Source organism: Kitasatospora sp. NPDC097605, from assembly GCF_040302725.1.
Classification (GTDB): domain Bacteria; phylum Actinomycetota; class Actinomycetes; order Streptomycetales; family Streptomycetaceae; genus Kitasatospora.
This window is the reverse complement of sequence record NZ_JBEOSF010000002.1, coordinates 329608-351332: the sequence shown is the minus strand read 5'-3', so window position 1 is coordinate 351332 and position 21725 is coordinate 329608. Positions and strand designations below refer to the sequence as shown.

Genomic DNA, 21725 nt, shown 5'->3' with positions numbered 1-21725 from the left:
ACCGGATGGGGAGAATCCTCTACCGCCGGGCCGGGTAGGCGGAATTCGGTCGGGTCCGACCGGCTGCCGCAAATCCGTCACCTCCGGTCAAGAACGAGGCTTTGGCATGAGCAATGAATTTCGAGTGAGGGAACTCGTCCTGGGAATCCAGGGCCTGGCGCTGCTGCGCAACGCCATGGACGGCGAGGAGAAGTTCCTCAAGGAGCGCGTCGAGGACATCCGGCGGTTCGCCTCGGGCGACGGGGAGCTGCCGGCCGGGGACGCCGACGTCAGCGAACTCGGCCTGGCCGAGGGCTACGCCTCCTGGTCGGCGGTGTACGACTCGCTGCCCAACTCCTACATCGAGGTCGAGGAGCCCGTGCTGCACGGGATCCTCGACACCCTTCCGGCGGGCACCGCGCTGGACGCCGCCTGCGGCACCGGGCGCCAGACCGGCGCCCTGGTCGCCCGGGGGCACCGCACCATCGGTGTGGACCAGTCGCCCGAGATGCTGGCCAAGGCCGGTGAGCGCGCTCCCGAGGCCGAGTTCCGGGTCGGGCGCCTGGAGAGCCTGCCGCTGGAGGACGACTCGGTCGACCTCGCCGTCTGCTCGCTGGCGATGACCCATCTGCCGGACCTGGCGGCGGGCGTGGCCGAACTGGCCCGGGTGGTGCGCCCGGGCGGGCGGATCCTCGTCTCGGACCTGCATCCGTTCGTCATCGCGCTCCAGGGGCAGTGCGTCTTCGTGCACGACTCCGACCGGCTCGCGTTCGTCCGCAACCACGTCCACCTGCCCGGGAAGTACCTGGAGGCGTTCACGGCGGCCGGGCTGCGGGTCCGCGCCTGCCACGAGCCGCTCTTCAACGGCCGTCTGGCGCCCGGGGGTTACGAGGAGTTCATCGCGGACGCGGCCCTCGCGGCCTGGGACGGACTGCCGATCGTCGTCGTCTGGGACGTCGAAGTCCCCGCCCAGGCCTGAGAGTAGGAGGAAACCGATGACACTGGTCGTGGTGACCCACGCGGAGAAGCCCGAACTGTGGGACCGGATGCCGGAGCGGTTCGCCGGCATCGTGCCCGAGTACAACCTGCACGGCGACGTCAACGACGGCTACTGGGACCGGTTGTTCGCGGACTTCCCCGAGTACCAGTTCGTCCTGTACGACGACGTGCGCGAGGAGGTGGCGGGCGCCGGGCGCTCGCTGCCGCGCAGCTGGGACGGCACGGCCGAGGACCTCGGCCCCGGACTGGACGACTCCATCGCCCGGGCGTTCGCCGACCGGGAGGCGGGCCGGCCGCTCGGCGGCCTGTGCGCGCTGGGCATCGAGGTCGCCGAGGACTACCAGCGCCAGGGCTTCTCCGGCCTGCTCCTCGGCGCGATGCGCGAGGTCGCGCGGCGGGCCGGCCTGGAGACCGTGCTGGTGCCCGTGCGGCCCACCTGGAAGGACCGGTACCCGCTGGTGCCGACCGAGCGCTACGCGGCCTGGCGGCGCGCGGACGGGGCGCCGTTCGACCCGTGGATCCGTACCCAGGTGCGGGCCGGCGGCACCATCGCCGGGGCCTCGGAGCGCTCGTCGCGGATCACCGGCACGGTGGCCGAATGGGAGCGCTGGACCGGCCTCGCCTACCCGGAGGACGGTGACTACGTGTTCCCGCAGGGTCTCGCGACCCTGCGGATCGAGCACGCCCGGGACCTCGGCTCCTACTGGGAGCCCGCGGTGTGGATCACCCACCCGGTCACGCCGGAGGCCACTTCTCCCCGGCCCTGACGGCGGTCCAGGCGAAGGCGGACATCAGCCGCACCTCGTCCGGCCCGGCCTCCGGCCGGCGCTCGGGCGGCAGGCCGGCGGGACCGGCGGTGGACACCGCCGAGTCCCGCAGCCGGGCGAGGACCGCCGGCGGGACGTCACCGGGGTCGTCGCCCAGCCGGCGGGCGGCCTCGGCCGCCTGCCGGCCGAGCAGCAGGCAGTGGATCCACAGCTCCTCGGCGAAGTCGCGGCCGAACCGCGCGGCCACCTCCGCCGCCAGGTCGGCCGGCATGCTCTCGGCCACCGCCTCGTGCACCGCGCGCTCGGTGAGGCCGGTCTCCGGCAGGGCGTCGCGCCAGCGGTGATGGCCGCGTCCGCCGTCCGGGCCGTGCTCCTGGCCGACGAGCCGGATGTAGCCCTCGCCGTACCGCATGTACGGGATCCACCCCGGCTCCTCCAGGACCCGGCCGCGCGCCAGCAGCGGCCCGGCGTCGGCGGCGTCGGTGGGGCAGACGGCGAGCCGGATCCCCTGGGTGGCATGGCCGTTGATGCTGCTGGTGCCGATGTGCTCCACCACGTTGGGCACCGCGATCAGGCCCATCCGGCCACGGGCGCGGAAGAAGACGGAGAACAGCTCGTCGTCGTGGCGCTCGGCGCTGCCGGTGGCGAACCGGCGGAAGTCCTCCGCCGTGTCGAGCGGAAGGCAGACGGCGAGCGACGGCGTGAACTCGTCGGGCACGGCCCGCACCCAGGCGGCGCCGGCCAGCGCGGCGAGCCGGGAGGCGGCGCCGTTGCGCGCGTGCCAGTTGGTGTAGAACACCAGGGCCTCGTCGGGGAACCGGGCGGCCGCACGGCCGACGAGCGCCACCAGGGTGTCCGGGCCGGTCACGTCGTCCTGGACGACGAGGTGATGGCTCGCCCCTGGCTCCGCCGCCGCCCAGGCGACCAGGGCCGTCCGGAGCGCCGAGGGCGGCCCGTCCGGCTCCGGATCGAGCGCCAGACCGCCCAGTTCGAGCCGATCGGCCAGCTCACGGGCCTGAACCAGGCGTACCGGGTGGGTCATGACCGCCGAACTCACGCGCACCGTCCGCACCTTGGCTCTCCCTTGCTCCTGGGGTCTCGCGCCATGGTGGCAGGAGCCGCCCCGCCGCCGGAAGGGTGCGGAGTGATCTCGGCCGGTTCCCAACGCCCGGGATCAGGGCCAGTGGCGCCCTCTCCAGTGCGCGGTGGCGCGGGGCTCGCTCTCCGCCCGGTAGCGGAGCTCGGCGAGGACCGGCAGCCCGGGACCCTCCTCCACCGGGAGGAGCGGAGGCCGTCGTCGCGGGAAGGCCAGCGCGGCCAGCGACAACCACGCCACCAGCACGAACCCGTCCACACACAGGGCGGGCACCAGCGGCAGCCGGCCCCCCGTGTGCACGGCCATCACCACCCCGACACCGATCCCGGCCGCCACCCCAACGATCAGACTCCGTACGGCCATTCGCATCCCGCCTCCACATTCACCGGTCGTGCGGCCAGCGAACCCGGCTGCTCGGGTGCAACAGTGAACGGCACACCGGCGCCCGTTGTGACGACGTATTCCGGACAGAATTGGAGTAGACCAATATTTCCCGCGCCCCGGCCGGGTTCGCCGGGCGGGGCGCGGGGTGGGGGCCTCGCCCGGAGCACCGGCTGACGGGCAGTCAGCCGCGGAGCGGGCCCTCGCGGGTTCGGTCGGCGGTACCGGCCTGGCCTGGTCAATAAAATAGTAATGTCAAATTGCATTGCGCAAGGGTTGGCGGCCGGCCGGGGCCTCGATGTGGGTAACGAGAGGGTATCGACCGGGGGGTTGGGGTCGCGCAGGGCTTGACGCGGACTCGACCAGGGGCGTTTGCTGGCTCCCGCTCGTTCGGTGTTGATGGGTTCTGTTTGTTTCTATGTGATTTGAACGTTCAAATCGCCCCGACTGTGGGGGAGAGTCATGCCTGATTACCTGGCGCAGTTCGCCGAGCCGTTCGGCTATCTGGACTTCGCCCGGTTCGGACCGGTGTCGGAATCGGTCCGCCGGGTGCTCGTCCGTGAGGCCGACCGGCTCCACCGCCGGGGCTGGGCCGCGCTCGAACGACTCGACGCCGAGACCGAGGCGACCGCGCGGACGGCGGGCGGGCTGCTCGGCTGCGCGCCGCACGAGATCGCCTTCGTCGGCTCCACCTCGCACGGGCTGTTCGCCGCCGCCCACGCGTTCACCCGTCCGCAGGGCGGCGCGGACGGCACCGTGCTGGTGGCCCGGACGGACTTCCCCGGCGCCCTCTACCCGTGGCTGCGCGCCGCCGGGAACGGCGGGCTGGCGGTCCGCCAGCTCGACGGGCCGCTCACCGTGGACACCGTCCGCGCCCACCTCGACGACCGGGTGCGCGCCGTCGCGGTCTGCGCCGTGGACGCCGCCACCGGGTTCCGGGCACCGCTGGCCGGGCTCAAGGAGCTGATCGGCCCGGACCGGGTCCTGGTGGTCGACGCCGTGCAGGCCCTCGGTGCGGTCGAGTTCGCCGCCGACGCGGCCGATGTGCTCGCCGCCGGTGGCCAGAAGTGGCTGCGGGCCGGCTGGGGCGCGGCGGTGCTGATGGTCCGCGACCGGGTGGCCGGGCTGCTCGGGCCCGGACTCGGCGGCTGGTCCGGTGTGCTGGACCCGCTGGAGGCTCCCGCCCACCCGTGCCCGCCGCGGCCCGGTGCCGTCGCCCACACCCTGACCAACCCGGACGGCCTCGCCGTCGCCGCCCTGGGCGCGGCGCTCGCCCTGGTGCGTGACGCGGGCGCCGGCCGGATCGAGGCCCGGATCGGCGAGGTGCTCGGCGGGCTGCTCGTCGCCGCCCGGTCCGCCGGCGCCGAGACGGCCGGCGGCCCCGGGGAGCCGGGCGGGTCCGGCAGCGCCATCGCCCGGCTGCGACTGCCCGGCGCCGACCCCGAGGCCGTCCACCGCGCGCTGACCGCCGCCGGCCTGGCCACCACCCTGCGCGGAGGCTGGATCCGGCTGTCGCCGCACGCCAGCACCGACCCCGCGGCCGCCGAGCCGCTCGCCGAGGCGCTCGACCGCGTCCGGCGGGGCGTCCGCGCCGCCTGAGCGCGCCGCCCGCGCCCCCTCCCGACCTTCCGACGTTCCGCCCTTCGACCCCCTCGAAAAGGACTGCCATGTCACACCTCACTCGCCGGGACCTGCTGCGAGCCTCCGGCGCCGGCCTGCTGGCCCTGTCCGCCGGCGGAGCCCTCTCCGCCTGCGGCGGCTCCGACGGCGGCTCCTCCGGCGGGGACGCCGCCACCGGCACGATCACCGTCTGGTCCTGGACCAGCGCCGCCGAGGCCCTGCGCGGCGTGGTCCCGCTCTTCGAGAAGGACAACCCGGGCATCAAGGTCGACGTCCAGGACGTCGGCAACCCGGCCATCTGGGACAAGATCACCGTCGGTCTGGCGGCCGGCGGCCAGGGCCTCGCCGACGTCCTCCACATCGGCTGCGACTACCTGCCCGGCTACCTGGAGAAGTTCCCCAACGGCCTCGCCGACCTCTCCGCCCTCGGCGCCGACGCCCACAAGGACAAGTTCACCCCCGGCCTGTGGCCCGTCGTCACCGACAAGGCCGGACGGGCCCGGGCCATGCCCTGGGAGGTCAACGCCCAGGGCTTCTTCTACCGCAAGGACATGTTCGACAAGGCGGGCGTGGACCCGGCCGCCTTCGCCACCTGGGACGACGTGATCGCCGCGGCCGACGCCTTCAAGGCCGCCAACCCCGGCGTCGGCCTGGTCGGCCTCAACCGGACCGGCACCCCCGGTCCCGACGTGGACTTCCTGCAGGCCCTCATGCAGCAGCAGGGCGCCTTCTTCTTCGACCTCCAGGGCGACATCAGCCTCACCTCGCCGGAGTGCGTGCGCGCCCTCACCATCGTCAAGCGGCTCAACGACGCCGGCCTGGTCATCGAGACGCCCGGCTCCACCGTCTGGCGCGCCCAGATGAAGGACAGCAAGCTCGGCGCCGGCGCGCAGCCCTCCTGGGCGGCGCACTTCATCGAGAGCAAGTTCCCCGACCTCAGCGGCAACTGGCGGCTCACCCGGCCCCCGGCGGTCACCCCCGGCGGCAAGCGCACCGCGCTGGTGAACTCCACCCACCTCGCCGTCTCCGCCTCCAGCCCGCGCCGCGCCGCCGCCTGGAAGTTCGTCGAGTACGCGCTCACCCGGCCCGACGCCGTCAACGCCATGTTCAAGGCCGGCAGCGTCTTCCCCGCGCTCACCGCCGCCTACCAGGACCCGGTGTACAACGAGCCGAGCGCCTACTACGGCGGCCAGCCGGTCCTGAAGACCTTCACCGACCTGCTCGCCGAGGGCGGCGACGCCACCAACTACTCCGGCGACTACGCCCGCGCGCTCAAGCTGGTCAGCGACGCCCAGACCAAGGTGCTGACCAAGGGCGCCGACCCGGCCGACGCGCTCCAGGAGGCCGCCAAGCTGATCGCCCAGCAGACCGGGCGCAAGATCAAGTGACCGCCGCCGCCCCCTCGGTGGAGGGCCGGACCCCGCCGCGCCGCACCCCGCTCGCCACCGCCCCGCTCCCCGACGCCCGGGTGAGGCGCGCCCGGCTGCGCCGCCGCGCCGTGCCCTACCTGCTGCTCACCCCGGCGCTGCTGCTCTTCGGGGTCTTCAAGGCCTACCCCATCGTCTCCTCGATGCTGCTGTCGCTGACCGGCGGTACCGGCAACGCCACGCACAGCCCGGGGCTCGCCAACTACCGGCGGCTGCTGGACGATCCGCTGTTCTGGACGGCGCTCGGCAACACCGCCCGGATCCTCGTCGTGCAGGTCCCGGTGATGCTCGCGCTCGCCCTGCTGCTGGCGGTCGGCCTCAACACGGCCCTGGTCCGCTGGCGCGTCGTGTGGCGGCTCGGCGTCTTCATGCCCACCGTCACCGGCCTGGTCGCCACCGGCATCCTGTTCTCCTTCCTGCTCAACACGAACAACGGCGCGGTCAACAAGGCGCTCGACGCGATCGGTCTGCCCACCGTCGACTGGTTCGGCAGCGGCTTCTGGTCCCGGATGGCCATCGTCGTCGTGCTGACCTGGCACTACACCGGCTACAACGCGGTCATCTACCTCGCCGGACTCCAGGGCATCCCGCGGGAGCTGTACGAGGCCGCGATGGTCGACGGCGCCGGCCCGGTGCGCCGCTTCCTCTCCGTCACCGTGCCCGCGCTGCGGCCGGTGCTGCTGTTCACCGTGGTGCTCTCCACCATCGGCACCCTCCAACTGTTCGACGAGCCCTACGTGTTGACCCGTGGCGGCCCCGACAACGCGACCCTCACGGTGTCCATGTACCTGTACGACAACGGCTTCCGCTACTTCGACTTCGGCTACGCCTCCGCCATCGCCTACGCGCTCACCCTGATCGTCTCGGTGCTCGGCGCGGTCCAGATGCGCCTGATGGGAGAACGCGAATGACCCCCGTCACGCCCGTCGCCCCCGCCGTCCCGGTGGCCGCCCCGAGGCGCCGCCGGCTGCGCGGCTGGCCGGCCACCCTGCTGCTCGCCGCCGTCACCGGCCTGTCCATCGCCCCGTTCTACTGGCTGGTGGTCTCCGCCACCCTCAGCGACGCCGACATCTTCTCCTGGCCGCCCCACCTGCTGCCCGGCGGCCACCTCGGCGACAACCTCCGGCACCTCCAGGACCGGGTCGGACTCGGCCGGGTCGTGCTCAACTCCCTCGTGGTGTCCGGGATCCAGACGATCGGCGCGCTGGTCGTGGCGCTGCTCGCCGGCTACGCCTTCGCCAAGTTCCGGTTCCGCGGCCGGACCGTGCTGTTCGCCGTGCTGCTCTCGACGCTGGTCGTGCCGGACCAGGTGATGCTGGTCCCGCTGTTCAAGATGATGATGTCCTTCGGCCTGCTCGACAGCTACCAGGCCCTGATCCTGCCCGGCCTGTGCGTGCCGTTCGCCATCTTCCTGATGCGCCAGGCGCTCTCCAGCATGCCCGACGAACTCCTCGACGCCGCCCGGGTCGACGGCGCAGGCGAACTGCGGGTGCTGTTCGGCGTGGTGGTGCCGGTCATGCGGCCGGTGCTCGCCGCCCTAGGGATCTTCCTGTTCCTCGGCTCGTGGAACAACTTCGTCTGGCCGCTGATCGCCCTGCGCAGCCCCGAGATGCACACCCTGCCGGTCGCGCTCGCCACCCTCCAGGGCATGAAGAGCGACACCGACTACGGCCTGCTCCTCGCCGGAACCGCCCTGTCCACCCTGCCGATGATGGTCCTCTTCCTGGTCCTGCAGCGGCAGTTCATCTCCGGCCTGCTGGCCGGCGCCACGAAAGGCTGAACCGAACCATGACGGAGAACGCCGAGAACACGGCGGCCACGGAGATCTGGGAGCCGCACGCCGCCGCGGCCACCACCGCCCGCCCCCGTCCGGTCGCCGTCCCCGGCCTCGCCGCCGGCCGGCTGGAGCTGCTGGTCGCCGGCACCGCGAGCGTGCGCACCGTCGCCCCGGGCGTCGTCGAGGTCACCGCCGAGGACCCCGGGCCGGACGGCACCGGTGACGTCCGGATCGAATGGCGCCTCCCCTGCACCGACGCCACCTCCTTCTGGACCCCCGAACCGCGCGGCACCGGCTGGCTGCCCGCCGCCTGGAGCGCCCCGCGCCGCACCGGCCTCTCCCGCGGCGCCCCCGTCGCCGCCCTGGTCGGCACCGGCGACACCGCGCTCTGCGCGTTCGCCGCCGACCGCGAGGAGGCCCTGGCCGGCGCCGGCGTGGTCGAGGAGACCGGGGAGTTCCGCTCCTGGGTCCAGGCCGCCGGACGGCTCACCGTCCGCATCGACACCTCGGGCCGGCACTTCGCCCGGAGCCTCGCCGAGCTCGCCGACTGGTGGGCCGCCGGCGCCGAGCAACCGGCGAACGTCCCCGCCGTCGCCCGCCGCCCCGCCTACTCCACCTGGTACGCGCTGCACCAGAACATCACCCCCGAGGCCGTCGAACGCCAGGCCGCCCTCGGCAAGGACCTCGGCCTCGACACGATCATCGTCGACGACGGCTGGATGACCACCGACCGCACCCGCGGCTACGCCCACTGCGGCGACTGGGAACCCCGCTCGCTGCCCGACACCGCCGCCCACGTCGCCCGCGTCCACGACCTCGGCGTGCGCTACATGCTCTGGTACGCCCTCCCCTTCATCGGCAAGGACAGCGCCGCCTGGGACACCCTCTCCCGCTACGCGCTCGCCGACGCCGGCCACCTCGGCGCCGTCGTCGTCGACCCCCGCTACCCGCAGGTCCGCGCCCACCTCGCCGACCGGCTCGCCCGCGCCGCCGAGGAGTGGGGCATGGACGGGCTGAAGGTCGACTTCGTCGACTGGTTCGGCGTCCAGGACCCGCCCGCGCCCGGGCCCGAGGCCGACTGCGCCACCGTCGACGAGGGTCTGCACCTGCTGCTCGGCGAGATCCGCCGCCGGGTCGACGCCGCGCGCCCCGAGGCGATGATCGAGTACCGCCAGCCCTACGTCAGCCCCGGCCTGTGGCCCTACGCCACCATGACCCGGGCCACCGACTGCCCGCTCAGCCCGCACGAGAACCGCCAGCGCATCGTCGACACCCGGCTGATCGCCGGGCCGCTCGCGGTCCACGCCGACATGCTGATGTGGCACCCGGCCGAGCCGGCCGAGCAGGTCGCCTGCCACCTCATCAACGTCCTGTTCGGCGTGGCGCAGATCTCCGTCGACCTCGCCGCGCAGAGCGCCGGCCAGCGGGAGGCACTCGCCTTCTGGCTGGGCGTCGCCCGCACCCACCTCGACACCCTGCAGCTCGGCGCGCTGCGCCCGGCCCGCCCGGACCTCGGCTACCCGATGGTGACCGCGATCGGCGACGGCGAGGTGGTCGTCGCCCGGTACGCGGCGCTGCCGGTGGCCGCGGCGGGGGAGTGGCGTACCCTGCTGGTCGCCAACGCCGACACCGACCCGGACGTCCGCCTGGCCGGCGGCCAGGGCATCGTCGAGGCCACCGTCCAGGACGCCCGCGGCCGCGTCGTCGGCACCGCGACGGTCCGCCTCGACGGCGGGGTCACCGTCCAGGTCCCCCGGGGCGGCCTGCTGACCCTGCGCCGGGTCTGAGGTCCACCGCCCCCCGTCCGAGGAGAACCGATGACCACCCCGGCACCGCGTCCGGCCCGCCGCGCCACCACCGTCGCGGACGTCGCCCGCGCGGCCGGGGTGTCCCGGCAGACCGTCTCCAACACGCTCAACGCCCCGCACCGCGTCCACCCCGACACCCTCGCCCGGGTCACCGCCGCCATCGACCGGCTCGGCTACCGGCCCGACCAGTCCGCCCGGTCGCTGCGCACCGGCGAGCGCCGCACCATCGGCTACCTCGCCCCGGTCGACGACCCGCACGACCCCAACCCGCTGATGGCCGGCTTCCTCGAAGCACTGGTCGACGCCGCCGGCGCCGAGGGCCACCATGTGCTGCTCCTCCGCCCGGCGGCGGGGGAGCAGCACGCCCGGGCGGCGATCGACGCCGTGGTGGCGGCCCGCCAGGTCGACGGACTCGTCCTCGCCGACGTCCTCCCCGACGACCCGCGCGCCGCCCACGCCGCCCGCCTCGGCGTCCCGTTCGCCGCCTTCGGCCGCACCGGCCCCGGCCTGCCGCCGCACTGGGTCGACATCGACAACGCGGCCGCCACCGCCGACGCCGCCCGCCACCTCGCCGAACGCGGCCACCACCGGGTCGCCTTCGTCGGCTCCCGCTCGCCGCTGCCCTGGCTGTCCGCCCGCCGCGACGGCTTCCGGCGCGAGGCCGCCCGGCTCGGCCTCACCCTCGTCCCCCCGCCGGCCGACGGCGACCTCCGCACCCTGCTGCGGTCCCCCGACCGCCCCACCGCCCTCGCCGCCGACAACGACCTCGCCGCCCTCGACATCTACGAGGCCGCCCGCACCGAGGGCCTCCACATCGGCCGCGACCTCGCCGTCACCGGCTTCCACGACACCCCCCTCGCCCGCCACCTCCGCCCGCCCCTCACCTCCCTGCGCCTCCCCCTGCGCCCCATCGCCACCGCCCTGATCACCCGCCTCCTCACCCAGGTCCGCGGCGAACCCACCCCCACCGAGGGCCTCGAACTGCACGCGGAACTGATCGTCCGCCCCAGCTCGTCCCACCAGCTGCCGCCCGCCTGAGGGACGGGGCACCGGGAGCGGGCCGCGGGACGCGGCCGAGGAGTGCCGGAAGGGGACCGCCTCGCCGACCTCGGCGGACTCCGCCTCCCCCCCCGCGAACCGGGCGTCGAGATCCAGCCGAACGACGGCCGGAACTCCTGGGGTCCGTCTTCAAACCCCCGTCGTCCGCCCGAAGGGCGGGCCGGGCGGCGTCTGGGTGCGTGCATCGCAAGGCGGAGGTGGGGGTACCTCCCGGCCGAAGGCTGGGGGCGGAGTCCATGCGGTGGGGGCACCTCCCGGCCGAAGGGTGGGGGAGCGTCGCCCGGCAGGCGGGGGTTTGAAGACGGACCCTCGCCCGGGGTGCAGCTCCAGGCCTTCCCCATGACCCGGGCGGCCAGCCGGGCCAGGGCCCTGGAGGTACTCGCGCAGGGGATCCGCGGTATCGGGGGTGAGGTCCACGAGCGGTTCTGACGGTGACGCGGTTGCTCCGGGAGGCGCACGAGCGGGCCTGCTCCTGCCGGAGCCCATGGTGCTGCGGCTGCCCGGCCGGACACGTCGGGGTGCGTCTGGACACGGTGGGGGCGTTCGGCGGAAGCTGCTCGCCTGGTTGACCGACATGGAGGTGCGCTGTGCGGCGGATCGCGGTGGTGGGGGCGGGGCAGGCGGGGTTGCAGGTGGCACTGGGGTTGTTGGGGGCGGGCGGGTACGAGGTGACCGTGGTGGCGGCGCGCACGCCGGCGCAGGTGCGGGGCGGGGCCGTGATGTCGACGCAGGCGATGTTCGGGCCGGCGCTGCGGGTGGAGCGGGCGGCGGGGCTGGACCTCTGGCAGCGGGAGGCGCCGCAGGTGCGGTCGGTGGACGCCGTGCTGGTACCCGAACCCGGCTTGCGCGCCCTGGAGTTCACCATGACGCTGGACGAGCCGGCGCAGTCGGTCGACCAGCGGCTGAAGCTGGCGCGCTGGCTGGAGCTGGTGGAGGAGCGCGGCGGGCGGGTCGAGTACCGGGAGCTGGACCTCGCCGGACTGCGGGAGTTGGCGGCGGCGAACGAGCTGACGGTGGTCGCGGCCGGGCGCGGCGAGCTGGCCGGGATCTTCGAACGGGACGCCGCCCGTTCGCCGTTCGACGCGCCGCAGCGGCGGCTGACGGCGCTCTACGCGCACGGCGTGGGCGCGCCCGATCCGTCGGCCGGGCCGCGCGCGCGGATGCACGCGGTGCCCGGGGTGGGGGAGTTGTACCTCCAGCCGGCGCTGACGCTGTCGGGCCCGTGCGACATCCTGCTCTGGGAGGCGGTGCCGGACAGCCCGTTCGACTGCTTCGCGGACCGGCCGGCCGGCGCGGAACAGCTGCGCCGGATGCGGGCGTCGATGGCGGAGTACCTGCCCTGGGAGGCCGAGCTGTGGGCGGACGCCGAGCCCACCGACCCCGGCGGGTCGCTGTACGGGGCGCTGACCCCGGTGGTGCGCCGACCGGTGGCCGAACTCGGCGACGGCATCCAGGTGTTGGGGATCGCGGACACGCTGGTGGTGAACGATCCGATCACCGGCCAGGGCGCGAACAGCGCCGCGCGGGCGGCCGACGCCTACCTGCGGGCGATCGTCGCGCACGGGGACGGGCCGTTCACCGCGGCGTGGATGACGGGGGTCTTCGAGGACTTCTGGGAGCGCAGCGCCGGCCACGGCGTGGCGTTGACGGCGGCGCTGCTGACGATGCCCGACCACCTCCAGGCGGTGTTCGCGGCCGCCGGCGAGCACGACGCGGTGGCCCGCCGCCTCGCCAACACCTACGCCGAGCCCGCCGACTACGCCGCCTGGCTGGCCACGCCGGAACTGGTCGGCGGCTACCTCGCCTCGATGGGTTGAGCCCCCCCGGCCGCCGTCAGGGCGCGTCGCCGACCCGCAGGTCGGTGGTGATCCGGCGGCGGCCGGTCAGCAGGGCCTCCGCGAGGACGCCGGCCGCGACCAGGGCGGTGAGCGCGAGGGCCGGGGGCAGGACGGCGGCGGGGCGCAGCGGCAGGCCCGGCGGTACGGGGGTGCCGAGCAGGGCGGACAGGTCGAGGGCCGGGCCGAGCAGGGCGACCGCGGCGAGCGAGGCGAGGCCGCCGCCGGCCGCCGCGAGCAGGGTCTGCGGCAGGCTCTCGGCCAGGATCAGCGCCAGGCCCTGGCGGGGGCGCAGGCCCATGGTGCGCAGCCGGGCGAGGGCGGCGGCCCGGTCGGGGGCGGCGCGCAGCAGCGTGAGCAGGGCGGCGAGCACCGCGAACGCGCCCGCGCCGGCGGTGGTGGCCCGGAACACCCGGGCGGCGGCCCGCTGGAGCGGGTCGCCGGCGAGCGCGGCGGTGCGGCCGGCGGCGGTGTCCACCAGGTAGCCGTCCGGGATGTCCTCCGGCAGCGGCCCGACGACCGGGACGCCGGTCAGCCGGGCGGTGTCGGCGAGCAGCGGGTGCACCGGCAGGTCGTGCAGCAGTCGCCGGACGGCCGCCTCGTCGAGGTCGCCGACGGCGAACCAGTGGCCGTGGTCGCGGAGTTCGGGGGTCCGGGCGGTGGCCGGGCCGGCCGGTAGGACGATGAACGGGTGGGTGGAGCCGCGCAGGGCGGGGGTGGCGTCGAGGGTGCCCGCGTACTGGGCGCGCAGTTCGCCGGTGCTGGTGAGGTAGATCCGTTCGGCGCCGGCGTGGCCGCCGAGCTGCTCGACCAGGCCGCGGGAGTAGAGGGCGGGGACGGGGACGTCGCGCCCGGCCGGCCAGGCCGGGCCGTCGGGGGCGGCGAGCAGCGCCGGGTCGAAGGTGCCGCGGCCGACGGAGCGGGAGATCTCGGCGTAGGCCGGCGGATCGACGACCACCAGGCTGATGGTGAGGTGGCGTTGGCCGGGGCGCAGCACCGCCGCGTCGGTCAGCACGGTGACGGCGGTGGCGGCCCGCACACCGGGCAGCCGGCCGGCCGCCTCGACGAAGGACGCCGCCAGGCCGAAGCCCTTGGGGGCGCTCACCATGACGTCGCCGCCGGTGGCGTACGCGGACTCGCGGGCCCGGCCGGCGTCGACGGCGGAGAGCACGCCGGCGCCGAACCCGGCCGTGGTGACGGCGAGCAGCAGCGCGAGCATCGGCAGCGCGGAGGGGCGCGGGCGCCCGCCGGTGCCCCGGGCGGCCCCGGCGAGCCCGAGGAAGCCGACCGCGCCGCGCCGCCGGCCGACCGCCCGGGCGAGGGCGCCGACCAGGGGCGGCTGCAGCCGGGCCAGCAGCAGGCCGGTGACCAGGGCGATCAGCAGCGGGGCGGCGACCAGCAGCGGGTCGATCCCGGCGCCGGGCGGCGCGGCGCCGCGCCGGCGGACCTCGACGACGGCGGCGGCGGTGACGGCGAGCAGGGCCAGTTCACCGACCACCCGGCGCGCGCCGCCGCGCCGGGCGGCCCGGCGGACGCGGGCACGCGGGCCGAGCAGCAGCAGCGCGCGGGCCGGGAAGGCGAGCAGCGCGAAGGCGGTGGCGCTCACCCCGGCGAGCAGGGCGGCGCCCCAGCGCGGGGTGGGCAGCAGCAGGAGGGCGAGCAGCGTGCCGAGCGCGGCCCCGGGCAGCACGGTTGTCGCGCCCTCGCCGAGCAGCCGCCGCAGCACGGCCCGGCGGGAGCCGCCGCGGGCCTGGAGCAGCAGCAGTTCGGGGCCGCGCCGGTCGGCGGCCAGCGCGGCGGCCAGGCACAGGACGACCACGACGACGCCGGCCAGCCCGGCCGGGCCGAGCGCCGCCAGCGGGGCGGCGGCGTCCCGGCGGGCGGTGGCCAGGGCGAACAGCTCCGGCAGGGAGGAGAAGGTGCGCAGATCGGGGCGGCCGGTCTCGGCGGCGAGCCGGGCGGCGGTGGGGCCGGCCAGATAGCTCGCCAGCGCGCTCCCGGCCTGCGGCAGCCGGTCGGCGCGCAGCGAGTCCGGGTCGATGGGCAGCCGCCAGTAGAGCTGGCCGTCGCCGGCCCAGGTGAGCAGGCGCGACAGGTCGTCACCGCCGGTCAGGCCGGTGACCTCCCACCGGCGCAGCCGCATGAAGGTGTCGGGGATGCGCAGACAGGGCGCGGTGAGGCAGGCGAGGTCCGTCCAGTACGGGTCGGCCTCGTCGTTCGCCCGGAAGGTGCCGACCACCTCGGTCCCCGGGGGCGGCGCCAGACGGGGGAGGTGTTCCTCCAGCAGGACGTCGCCGACCCGGATGCCGAGCTTCTCGGCGGCCCGCTGGGCCACCACGATCTGCAGCGGCCGGTCGGCGGGGGCGGCGGCCGGCCACCGGCCCTCGACCAGGGAGGCGTGCTCGGAGAGCCCGGCGAGGTGGCGCAGTCCGAGCTTCGGTGGGAGGCCGTCGGGCCGGGACAGCCCCGGGTTGCCGAGCGCTCTCGTCAGGCCGGTGCTCACGCCGTAGACCGGTCCGTCCGGCGAGACGCGGAACTCCGGGCCGGTGCGGGCCGTCAGCTTCGCGGCGACGGCGTCCAGGGCGGCGGAGTCGTCGCCGGGGCGGAGCGTGGCGTGGGTGACCAGGCTGGTCGCGCCGATGCCGCGGTCGTGCAGGAAGTCGCGCAGGGCGGCGTCCTCGCCGCGGTCCACGCCCCGGGGCAGGCCGGCCGAGAGCAGCACGACCGCGAACACCAGGACGGCGTTCAGCAGCGCCGTCCAGGGCGCGGCCCGCAGCCGGGTGCGCACCCATCGCGCGGGCCGGTGGCCGCGGTGCGCGGCGGGCGCGGGAGGTGGTGCCAGGTCCTGCATCCGACGGCTCCCCCCGCCCCCGGCGCCTGGGTGACCGGATAGCGGACGATGCTCCCAGGGCGGCGTACGGGACGGAAGGTCCGTTCGGGCAGACCCGGGTCCGCGCGGCCCGGATCGGCCGTTGTCGGTGCGGACGGCTAGGTTCTGAGGTGTCGCCGGGCACCGCGCCCGGCGGGCCACGTCACGCCGTGCCCGGAAGGGGCCCCGCCATGCCAGCCACCGCCACCGACGCCCAGTCGACCTACCTGGAGCTGTCCGAGGACAGCGGCAGCGCGCACAAGTTCTACGAGGTCCTGGTCAGCGGGGCGGACGTCACCATCACCTACGGGCGGATCGGCGAGAGCGGCCAGACCAAGACCACCACCTACCCCTCGCCGGAGAAGGCCGCCTCGGCCGCGGCCAAGAAGATCGGCGAGAAGGTCCGCAAGGGCTACGCCCCGGCGGTGCGCGGGGTGCGCCAGCGCCGGGCGGTGACGCGCCGGGCGATCGTCAGCAGCCGCTCGACGGCCCGCCAGGCGCCGGTGCTGTGGCGGTTCCGCTCCGGCGCGGCGGCGTTCGGCATCTTCGTCGGCGAGGAGCACGCCTGGGTCGGCAACGAGCGCGGCGACGTCTACACGCTCACCCACGACGGCGAGGTGACCGGCCGCTACGGCCTGCCGGACGGCGTCAAGTGCATCGTCGCCGACGACTGGTGGATCTACGCCGGCTGCGACGACGGCAAGGTGTACGACCTGGGCGGCAAGGTGCCGCGGGTGGCGTACGAGATAGCCGAGGACGTCGACATCTACTGGCTGGACATCCACGACGGCGTGCTCGGCGTGGCCGACGCGCGCGGCGGGATCACCACCGTCGACCACGAGGACGAGTTCCAGTGGCGCCGCTCGGCCGAGGGCAGCCACGGCTGGATGGTGCGCTGCGACGACGAGGGCGTCTACCACGGCCACTCGCGCGGGGTGGCCCGGTACGCGGCGCGCGGCGGCGCGCCGGTCTGGCACACCGCCACCGACGGCGCGGTGCTGTTCGGCTGGCAGGAGCGCGAGGAGGTGTTCGCCGGCACCTCGCGCGGCTCGGTGCACCGGCTGCGCAAGGCGGACGGCTCCGAGGTGGCCCGCTACCGCTGCGACGCCTCGGTGTTCTCCTGCGCGGCCTCGCCCGACGGCCGGTACGTGTTCGCGGGCGACAACCACTCCTCGGTGTACTGCTTCGCCGCCGACGGCACCCGGCTGTGGAAGCTCGGCACCGGCTGCGGCTCGGCGTACAGCATGCAGTACCGCGACGGCCGGCTCTACCTGGTGACCACGGACGGCTCGCTGGTCTGCCTCGACGCGAGCGAGGAGGCGGTGCGCGCGGCCGAGGAGGGCCGGCTGCCGCAGGCCGCCGAGGTGGACGGCAGCGGCTGGACGGCGGCGGTGGCCGGTGCCGCGATCGAGTCGGTGGCCGTCGGTTCGGCGGGCGCGACGGGCGGCATCGAGGTGGAGTGCGTGCAGGACGGCTCCCGGCTGCGGGTGCGGGTGGTGTCGCCGGGCTTCGACCCGATGCGCCGGGTGCAGTTCCCGAAGGACATCCGGGTGCCGGGCGCGCGGTACCTGGTGGCCGAGGTGCTGGAGTCCGGCAGCGGCTCCTTCTACCGCGCCCGGGGCGACATCAAGCGGCTGCTCTGAGTTCTCCCGACGGACTTTCCGTTCCCGCCCGAAGGCCGTTGACAGCCCGAAGCGGACCTCGGTGTAATGCGGGTGCGATACGCACGCACGGCACACCGACCGTTTCGGGCTGTTCCCGGAGAAAGCAGGGCGTCATGAGCGTGGACACCGCGGCGGGCACGGATTCCGGCGCACCGGCGAAGGACGGCCTGCCGAATTCCCGGATGGCCGCGCTGTACGGGCGCGACCGGGCCTGCCAGGGTCTCGGTATCACGCTCGAAGCGGTGTCCACCGGGCACGCGGTGATGCGGATGACGGTCGCCCCGGTGATGGCCAACGGGCACGGTATCGCCCACGGCGGATTTCTCTTCCTGCTCGCCGATGCCGCGTTCTCCTACGCGTGCAACAGTTACGGCCCGGTGACGGTGGCCCAGGCCGCGCAGGTGACCTTCCTGGCGCCGGCGGCGGTCGGGGACGAACTGACGGCCGAGGCGGTGGAGCGGACCCGCTCCGGGCGGACCGGCGTTTACGACGTGACGGTCCGGAACGCCGCGCAAAAGGTGATCGCGGAATTCCGCGGCCAGAGCGTGATGCTCGCCGGGGCCCCGCAGACGGGCTGAGGACCGGGGCCGCCGCGAGTGGCTCCCGAGGCCCGTGCCGGCCGGTCGCCGTCGCCCCGCTCCGATGGTCCGTCACCAACCGCCCTGTTCACGGCAGCTGATCCACCGACTTCCGCGCTCGCCCCAACGACCGCCATAACAGCGGTCGTTGAGGCATGCCTCCGCTCTGAGCGAACGGTAGGCGGACCCGAGGTCCGGATCGGATGAACGTGTTAGCCTCAAACAAGGCTGGGGGCAAGCGAGTTCGCACGTCACTTCCCCCGCGCCGTTTCCCCGGGAAGCCCCTGGGGCCCGGTCGAGAACAGGGGAATACATGAGTGACATGAAGTTCCACCAGCCGGCACCCTCCGCCTACAGCCCTGTCGCTGGCGTGGCGTTCGGTGACCAGATCTACAACCGCCTGCTCGGGGACCGCATCATTTTCCTGGGCAAGGAAGTCGACGACGAAATCGCCAACCAGATCACCGCCCAGATGCTCTCGCTGGCCGCCGACACGGACCAGGACATCTACCTGTACATCAACTCGCCCGGCGGCTCGGTGATGGCCGGTATGGCGATCTACGACACCATGCAGTACATCCGCAACGACGTCGTCACCGTCGCCATGGGTTTCTGTGCGTCGATGGGCCAGTTCCTGCTCACCGCCGGCACCCCGGGGAAGCGCTTCGCGCTGCCGCACACCCGCATTCTCATGCACCAGCCGTCCGCCGGGCTCGCGGGCTCCGCCACCGACATCCGGATCCACGCCAAGCAACTGCTGGAGACCAAGCGGGAGATGGCCGAGCTGATCGCCCATCACTCCGGGCAGACCTTCGAGCGGATCACCCAGGACTCGGACCGCGACCGCTGGTTCACGCCCACCGAGGCCAAGGAGTACGGCCTCATCGACGACATCATGACCCATGCCGCGCAGGCGCCGGGTGGCGGCCTGCCCGGGAGCAAGTCCGCCTGATCACCGGGTGGTGGGACCGCAACGCCCGTTCGCATGGAGGTGTCGTACACAGTGAAGCCAAGTGAATACCCGTCTCACGCCAGGGGCCTGCCGATGGAAGCCCGATACATCGTTCCGAGCTTCGTGGAGCGCACGTCGCAGGGATCCAGGGAGATGGATCCGTACGGCAAGCTCTTCAGCGAGCGGGTGATCTTCCTCGGGAGCCAGGTCGACGACACGGCGACCAACGACATCATGGCCCAGCTGCTCTGCCTGGAAGCCATGGACCCGGACCGGGACATCTCGCTCTACATCAACTCGCCGGGTGGCTCGTTCACGGCGTTCACCGCCATCTACGACACCATGCAGTTCGTCAAGCCCGACATCCAGACGGTCTGCCTGGGGCAGGCCAACTCCACCGCCGCCCTGCTGCTCGCCGCCGGGACGCCGGGGAAGCGGATGGCGCTGCCGAGCGCCCGGATGCTCGTCCACCAGCCCTACCACCAGGGCAGCCAGGGCCAGGTGTCCGACCTGGAGCTCCACGCCGCGGAGGTCGAGCGGCTGAGCCAGCTGCTGGGGACGGTGCTGGCCAAGCACACGCGGCGGACGCCGGAACAGATCATCGAGGACGTCGAGCGGGACCGGATCTTCACCGCCGCGGACGCCAAGGAGTACGGACTCATCGATCATGTGATCGAGCCCCGCGTCATACCCGGACGGGACTGACGCCCCGTCGACTCTCCGAAGCCGTCACCGACTTCCGCGACAGGGCCGGGACGCGTAGCTGTCCCGACCCTGTCCGCATCCCGCGCTAGCGGCCGGCGTACTCCTCGACCGGCAGGCACTCCGCGAGCAGGTCGAGGACGTCGCGCCAGGCCCGCTCGGCGTGCCGGGGGTGGTGGCCGACACCGGGGAGCACGGCCTGGTCGACCGGCGGGTGGTGGAAGGCGTGCAGGGCCCCGCCGTAGACCACGAGCCGCCAGTCGACGCCCGCGGCCTGCATCTCGGCGGCGAACGCCTCCCGTTGTGCGGGCGGCATGATCGGGTCCTCGGATCCGACGCCGGCCCACACCGGGCAGCGGATCCGGGACGCCTCGCCGGGCCGCCCCGTGGTCAGGCCGTTGACGGTCCCGATCGCCCGCAGGTCGACGCCGTCGCGCCCGAGTTCCAGCGCGATCGCGCCCCCGGTGCCGTAGCCGACGGCGGCGATCCGGCCGGGGTCGGTCCGCGGTTCGGCGTACAGCACTTCGAGCGCGGCCCGGCCGATGTCCCGTATCCGGCCGGGGTCGGCGAGCAGGGGCATCACCCGGGCCAGTATCTCCTGCGGGTCGGTGAACCAGCGTCCGCCGTTGATGTCGAAGGCCAGTGCCACATAGCCGAGTCCGGCCAGCCGGTCGGCCCGGCGGCGCTGGAAGTCGTTCAGCCCCGGCCCCTCGGGCCCGACCAGCACCGCCGGCCGGCGGTCGGTGCCGGCCGGCAGCGCGAGGTGCCCGACCATCGTCAGACCGTCGGCCGGGTACGCGACCGAGCGCGTGGTAACCGTCGTCATGGGACGCGACTGTAGTGACCGCCGGGCGTCCCGCCGGTGATGCCGCGCTGACCGCGCCGCGGGTTCCCGGGAAAGGGGCCGCCGCGCGCCCCCCTCACCCCCGGCGCGACACCGCCCCGTGGTCCGCCGGTCAGACGGCGGCCGCCGCCGTCCGCGGTCTGATCACGGCGGGCAGGGCGCGGATGCCGTTCAGCGCCAGCGACGGGAACGGCTCCACCTCCTGGGCCGGGACGGCGAGTTCGGCGTCGAAGCGGGCGAAGAAGGCCGGCAGCGCGATGTGCGCCTCCAGCCGGGCCAGTGGGGCGCCCACGCAGAAGTGCGGTCCGTGGCCGAAGGACAGGTGCCGGGCGTCGCGGCCGGCGTCGAAGGACGCGGCCAGCGGGCCGAAGTGCGCCGGATCCCGCCCGAGCGCCGCGTAGGACATCATCACCGGCTCGCCCCGGCGGATCACCGTGCCGCCGATCTCGATGTCCTGCGCCGGGTAGCGGAACGGGCTCTGGCTGACCGGGGAGTCCCAGGCCAGGGCCGACTCGGTGACCGTCTCCCAGGAGATCGCGCCGGCCCGCACCAGCTCCAGCTGGTCGGGGTGGGTGATCAGGGCGAGCAGGGCGTTGGTGAAGAAGTTGATGGTGGTCTGGTGCCCGGCGGCCAGCACCAGGATCAGGGTGTCGACCAGCTCGTCGAAGGTGATGGTGCCCTCGGTGCGGTGTTCGAGCAGCATCGAGGTGAGGTCGTCGCCCGGCTCGGCGATCTTGCTCTCGGCCAGCTCGGCCATGAGGCGGTAGAGGCCCTTCTCGGTGGCGGCGACCTCCTCGGGCCGGGAGGTGGTGTCGAAGGCGGCGTTGCACAGGGCGTGCAGCGGCGCGTGCTGCTCGGCGGGCACGCCGAACAGTTCGCAGATCACCCCCATCGGCAGCGGGACGGCGAAGCCGGCCTTGAGGTCGGCGACGCCGCCCGCCGGGGTGGCGGCGATGCCGTCCAGCAGGTCGTCGACGATCTGCTGGATCCGGGGCCGCAGTGCCTCCACCCGGCGCGGGGTGAACGCCCGGGAGACCAGCCCGCGCAGCCGGCGGTGCTCGGCGCCGTCGGCGGTGCCCATGTTCTGACCCATGATGATCTTCATCAGCGGCCAGCCCTCGGGGACCTCGCCGCGCTGCAACGCCCCCCAGTTCCGGCTGTTCGTCAGGAACCGGGAGTCCTCCAGTATCTGCTGGGCGACGGCGTGGTGGCTGACCGCCCAGGCGGCCACGCCGACCACGTCCACCGGGACGACGGGGCCGGCCGCGCGCAGCCGTTCGGCCTCGGCGTGGACGTCGGTCGCGTACGGGTCGAGGGCGAACAGCGGGTGGGACAGATCCATGGGGTGCTCCAGGGACGGGGCCGAGG

18 protein-coding genes are annotated in these 21725 nt (G+C 74.4%); 13 read left to right on the top strand and 5 right to left on the bottom strand.

From position 1 onward, the window contains the following. Positions 1-106: 106 nt before the first annotated feature. Positions 107-958 carry a class I SAM-dependent methyltransferase gene (locus ABTX81_RS03570; RefSeq protein WP_350541279.1) on the top strand — a complete coding sequence of 284 codons (852 nt, stop codon included), beginning with the start codon at positions 107-109 and terminating at the stop codon, positions 956-958. Between the two features lie 16 nt (positions 959-974). Continuing rightward, entirely contained in the window at positions 975-1745 is a 771-nt protein-coding gene (locus tag ABTX81_RS03565; protein WP_350541278.1) for an N-acetyltransferase, read from the top strand. Here the strand turns inward: ABTX81_RS03565 and ABTX81_RS03560 are convergent. Beyond that, entirely contained in the window at positions 1714-2802 is a 1089-nt protein-coding gene (locus tag ABTX81_RS03560) for a hypothetical protein (RefSeq protein WP_350541277.1), read from the bottom strand. The genes ABTX81_RS03565 and ABTX81_RS03560 overlap by 32 nt on opposite strands. A gap of 117 nt (positions 2803-2919) precedes the next feature. Beyond that, a complete protein-coding gene (locus tag ABTX81_RS03555) occupies positions 2920-3204 on the bottom strand; it encodes a hypothetical protein (protein WP_350541276.1) in 285 nt (94 codons plus the stop codon). Between the two features lie 480 nt (positions 3205-3684). Between ABTX81_RS03555 and ABTX81_RS03550 the strand changes: the two genes are divergently transcribed. The 7 genes from ABTX81_RS03550 to ABTX81_RS03520 all read left to right on the top strand — a co-directional run bounded on the left by ABTX81_RS03550 (position 3685) and on the right by ABTX81_RS03520 (position 12730). Beyond that, a complete protein-coding gene (locus ABTX81_RS03550) occupies positions 3685-4821 on the top strand; it encodes an aminotransferase class V-fold PLP-dependent enzyme (protein ID WP_350541275.1) in 1137 nt (378 codons plus the stop codon). Positions 4822-4889: 68 nt separating this feature from the next. Beyond that, positions 4890-6230, top strand: coding sequence for an ABC transporter substrate-binding protein (locus tag ABTX81_RS03545; protein ID WP_350541274.1), 1341 nt, complete (start codon positions 4890-4892; stop codon positions 6228-6230). Next, a complete protein-coding gene (locus tag ABTX81_RS03540) occupies positions 6227-7180 on the top strand; it encodes a carbohydrate ABC transporter permease (RefSeq protein ID WP_350541273.1) in 954 nt (317 codons plus the stop codon). Before ABTX81_RS03545 ends, ABTX81_RS03540 begins: the two co-directional genes overlap by 4 nt. Then, positions 7177-8049 carry a carbohydrate ABC transporter permease gene (locus ABTX81_RS03535; RefSeq protein ID WP_350541272.1) on the top strand — a complete coding sequence of 291 codons (873 nt, stop codon included), beginning with the start codon at positions 7177-7179 and terminating at the stop codon, positions 8047-8049. Before ABTX81_RS03540 ends, ABTX81_RS03535 begins: the two co-directional genes overlap by 4 nt. 8 nt (positions 8050-8057) lie before the next feature. Then, the gene (locus tag ABTX81_RS03530) at positions 8058-9833 is read left to right on the top strand and encodes a glycoside hydrolase family 36 protein (protein ID WP_350541271.1); all 1776 of its coding nucleotides are present in this window, start codon (positions 8058-8060) and stop codon (positions 9831-9833) included. 30 nt (positions 9834-9863) lie between these two features. Next, positions 9864-10892 carry a LacI family DNA-binding transcriptional regulator gene (locus tag ABTX81_RS03525; protein ID WP_350541270.1) on the top strand — a complete coding sequence of 343 codons (1029 nt, stop codon included), beginning with the start codon at positions 9864-9866 and terminating at the stop codon, positions 10890-10892. Positions 10893-11500: 608 nt separating this feature from the next. Continuing rightward, positions 11501-12730, top strand: a complete 1230-nt coding sequence (locus ABTX81_RS03520) for a styrene monooxygenase/indole monooxygenase family protein (protein ID WP_350541269.1) — start codon at positions 11501-11503, stop codon at positions 12728-12730. A 16-nt stretch (positions 12731-12746) separates the two neighbouring features. Here ABTX81_RS03520 and ABTX81_RS03515 read toward each other — a convergent pair whose 3' ends face one another. Further along, positions 12747-15599 (bottom strand): hypothetical protein, encoded by a 2853-nt coding sequence (locus tag ABTX81_RS03515; protein WP_350541268.1) that lies wholly within the window; start codon positions 15597-15599, stop codon positions 12747-12749. Positions 15600-15808: 209 nt separating this feature from the next. Between ABTX81_RS03515 and ABTX81_RS03510 the strand changes: the two genes are divergently transcribed. The 4 genes from ABTX81_RS03510 to ABTX81_RS03495 all read left to right on the top strand — a co-directional run bounded on the left by ABTX81_RS03510 (position 15809) and on the right by ABTX81_RS03495 (position 19516). Then, positions 15809-17260 carry a WGR domain-containing protein gene (locus ABTX81_RS03510; protein WP_350541267.1) on the top strand — a complete coding sequence of 484 codons (1452 nt, stop codon included), beginning with the start codon at positions 15809-15811 and terminating at the stop codon, positions 17258-17260. A 134-nt stretch (positions 17261-17394) separates the two neighbouring features. After that, the gene (gene paaI / locus ABTX81_RS03505; protein ID WP_502892700.1) at positions 17395-17859 is read left to right on the top strand and encodes a hydroxyphenylacetyl-CoA thioesterase PaaI; all 465 of its coding nucleotides are present in this window, start codon (positions 17395-17397) and stop codon (positions 17857-17859) included. Positions 17860-18181: 322 nt separating this feature from the next. After that, a complete protein-coding gene (locus ABTX81_RS03500; RefSeq protein WP_350541325.1) occupies positions 18182-18811 on the top strand; it encodes an ATP-dependent Clp protease proteolytic subunit in 630 nt (209 codons plus the stop codon). 33 nt (positions 18812-18844) lie between these two features. Next, on the top strand, positions 18845-19516 hold the full coding sequence (locus ABTX81_RS03495) for an ATP-dependent Clp protease proteolytic subunit (RefSeq protein ID WP_502892699.1): 672 nt from the start codon (positions 18845-18847) through the stop codon (positions 19514-19516). 85 nt (positions 19517-19601) lie between these two features. Here the strand turns inward: ABTX81_RS03495 and ABTX81_RS03490 are convergent, their stop codons facing one another. Together ABTX81_RS03490 and ABTX81_RS03485 are read right to left on the bottom strand one after the other, a co-directional pair. Then, the gene (locus ABTX81_RS03490) at positions 19602-20339 is read right to left on the bottom strand and encodes a dienelactone hydrolase family protein (RefSeq protein WP_350541265.1); all 738 of its coding nucleotides are present in this window, start codon (positions 20337-20339) and stop codon (positions 19602-19604) included. A 130-nt stretch (positions 20340-20469) separates the two neighbouring features. Next, positions 20470-21699: a cytochrome P450 family protein gene (locus tag ABTX81_RS03485; protein ID WP_350541264.1), complete on the bottom strand. Its 1230-nt coding sequence runs from the start codon at positions 21697-21699 to the stop codon at positions 20470-20472. Positions 21700-21725: the final 26 nt, after the last annotated feature.

Excerpts from the sequence above, each read along its gene's own strand:
- ABTX81_RS03510 (WP_350541267.1), top strand. The coding sequence starts at position 15,809 with ATGCCAGCCACCGCCACCGACGCCCAGTCGACCTACCTGGAGCTGTCC.
- ABTX81_RS03495 (WP_502892699.1), top strand. The coding sequence starts at position 18,845 with ATGGAGGTGTCGTACACAGTGAAGCCAAGTGAATACCCGTCTCACGCC.
- ABTX81_RS03550 (WP_350541275.1), top strand. The coding sequence starts at position 3,685 with ATGCCTGATTACCTGGCGCAGTTCGCCGAGCCGTTCGGCTATCTGGAC.
- paaI (WP_502892700.1), top strand. The coding sequence starts at position 17,395 with ATGAGCGTGGACACCGCGGCGGGCACGGATTCCGGCGCACCGGCGAAG.
- ABTX81_RS03490 (WP_350541265.1), bottom strand. The coding sequence starts at position 20,339 with ATGACGACGGTTACCACGCGCTCGGTCGCGTACCCGGCCGACGGTCTG.
- ABTX81_RS03515 (WP_350541268.1), bottom strand. The coding sequence starts at position 15,599 with ATGCAGGACCTGGCACCACCTCCCGCGCCCGCCGCGCACCGCGGCCAC.
- ABTX81_RS03535 (WP_350541272.1), top strand. The coding sequence starts at position 7,177 with ATGACCCCCGTCACGCCCGTCGCCCCCGCCGTCCCGGTGGCCGCCCCG.
- ABTX81_RS03500 (WP_350541325.1), top strand. The coding sequence starts at position 18,182 with ATGAAGTTCCACCAGCCGGCACCCTCCGCCTACAGCCCTGTCGCTGGC.
- ABTX81_RS03530 (WP_350541271.1), top strand. The coding sequence starts at position 8,058 with ATGACGGAGAACGCCGAGAACACGGCGGCCACGGAGATCTGGGAGCCG.
- ABTX81_RS03570 (WP_350541279.1), top strand. The coding sequence starts at position 107 with ATGAGCAATGAATTTCGAGTGAGGGAACTCGTCCTGGGAATCCAGGGC.
- ABTX81_RS03485 (WP_350541264.1), bottom strand. The coding sequence starts at position 21,699 with ATGGATCTGTCCCACCCGCTGTTCGCCCTCGACCCGTACGCGACCGAC.
- ABTX81_RS03565 (WP_350541278.1), top strand. The coding sequence starts at position 975 with ATGACACTGGTCGTGGTGACCCACGCGGAGAAGCCCGAACTGTGGGAC.
- ABTX81_RS03545 (WP_350541274.1), top strand. The coding sequence starts at position 4,890 with ATGTCACACCTCACTCGCCGGGACCTGCTGCGAGCCTCCGGCGCCGGC.
- ABTX81_RS03555 (WP_350541276.1), bottom strand. The coding sequence starts at position 3,204 with ATGGCCGTACGGAGTCTGATCGTTGGGGTGGCGGCCGGGATCGGTGTC.
- ABTX81_RS03525 (WP_350541270.1), top strand. The coding sequence starts at position 9,864 with ATGACCACCCCGGCACCGCGTCCGGCCCGCCGCGCCACCACCGTCGCG.